Genomic DNA, 1,854 nt, shown 5'->3' on the forward strand with positions numbered 1-1,854 from the left:
TAGTCCAGGGTCGCCTTGTCCGGGGTGAAGCCATCCGGGCCGCAGATCTCGCAGCGCAGTGCCAGGCCCAGGCCGTCCACATCGCCGATGATCGGGAAGCGTTTTTGCAAGTCTTGCAGGCCTTCCAGGAAGTATTTGCCCTTGGCCATGACCATGGCGCCGTAGTCGACTTCGCTGGTCATCTTGAACATTTCCAGGCCCACCGCGGTACCCAACGGGTTGGAGGCGAAGGTGGAGTGAGTCGAACCTGGCGGGAACACCTTCGGGTTGATCAACTCTTCACGGGCCCAGATACCGCCCAATGGGTTGAGACCATTGGTCAGCGCCTTGCCGAACACGATCACGTCCGGTTGTACGTCGAAGTGCTCGATTGACCAGAGTTTGCCGGTGCGATAGAAGCCCATCTGGATTTCGTCGGACACCATCAAGATGCCGTGCTGGTCCAGGACGTGCTTGAGCTCGCGGTAGAAATTCATCGGCGGGATCACGTAGCCTCCGGTGCCCTGGATCGGCTCGACATAGAAAGCTGCGTATTCGCACTGGTTGGTTTTAGGGTCCCAGACACCGTTGTATTCGGTCTCGAACAAGCGGGCGAACTGCTGCACGCAATGGCTGCCGTACTCTTCCTTGGTCATGCCCTTCGGGCCACGGAAGTGGTAAGGGAATGGGATAAAATTGGCGCGTTCGCCAAAGTGGCCGTAGCGACGACGATAGCGGAAGCTGGAGGTGATCGACGAGGCGCCGAGGGTGCGCCCGTGGTAGCCGCCTTCGAAGGCGAACATCAGGCTTTTACCGTTGCTGGCGTTGCGCACCACCTTCAGGGAATCTTCGATGGACTGCGAACCGCCGACGTTGAAGTGCACACGGCCGTCGAGGCCGAACTTGTTCTTGGCATCGACCGCGATCATTTCCGACAGCTCGATCTTGCCTTTGTGCAGATACTGGCTGGCGATTTGCGGCAGGGTGTCGATCTGCTTTTTCAGCGCGTTGTTCAGGCGCGGGTTGGCATAGCCGAAGTTGACGGCCGAGTACCACATTTGCAGGTCGAGGTAGGCCTGGTCTTCGGTGTCCCACACATAAGAGCCTTCGCAGCGGCTGAAAATCCGCGGTGGCTCGATGTAGTGAACAGTGTCGCCGTAGGAGCAATACTTGGCTTCTTTATCCAGAAGCACCTGATCTTCGGCGGTAGCGATACGGATATCAGACATGATGGAAGAGTTCCTGATGGTCAGAAGAGGTGTTGAAGGTGGTGGCGTTGGCAGCGAGGCCTTGTGGCAGCTTGGCCAGCAACGCCGGCACTTGCGCAAAGGTGTCGAAGCGCGCATGAGGGATCTGGTGGGCGACGCAGTACTCGGCGAGGCTGCCCTTGGCGAACACGAAGTCTGCAGTGGAGGCCACGCACATGTCGGACTTGCCGTCGCCGATCACCAGCACGCGCTTGTTGCGCGGCGTGGATTTGCACTTGCAGTTGCCGGACGCGGCGCGGCAGGCATCGCTGGCATACGGGAAGTCGATGCGCCAGCTGTCCTGGTCGACCTGGCGCAGGCGGTTGGCGAGGATCGGCAGCAGGGTCACGTAGTTGCGCGAAAGGATGCGGGCAATGCCCTGCTCGATGCCGTCGCTGACCACTTCGATGGAGGCACCCAGGCCCATGACGTGATCGACGAAGTCCGGGAAGTCCGGGTCGATCTCGACACTGTCAAAGTACGCCAGCAGTTCAGCCGGGGTGGCCTTGATCAGCGCCAGTTGGCGGCTCAGGCATTCGCGTGAACCGATATGCCCATCCAGCCATTGCTGCTCAATGGTTTCCCACTCGGGGCCGGCGAAGCGTTGGAGGACGTTGTCGATGACATC

At 59.9% G+C, this 1,854-nt stretch carries 2 protein-coding genes; both read right to left on the minus strand.

Annotation, left to right across the window (positions count from 1 at the left end; genetic code table 11):
• On the minus strand, positions 1 to 1,208 hold a 1,208-nt coding region (locus tag QK296_RS28895; RefSeq protein WP_282392351.1), incomplete at its 3' end, for an aminotransferase class III-fold pyridoxal phosphate-dependent enzyme.
• A partial coding sequence (locus tag QK296_RS28900; protein ID WP_282392353.1) for a 2,3-diketo-5-methylthio-1-phosphopentane phosphatase occupies positions 1,201 to 1,854 on the minus strand: 654 nt, incomplete at its 5' end. The genes QK296_RS28895 and QK296_RS28900, both read right to left, overlap by 8 nt.

Origin of the sequence: Pseudomonas sp. AL10 (assembly GCF_029960685.1) — a bacterium.
Lineage (GTDB): Bacteria > Pseudomonadota > Gammaproteobacteria > Pseudomonadales > Pseudomonadaceae > Aquipseudomonas > Aquipseudomonas lactis.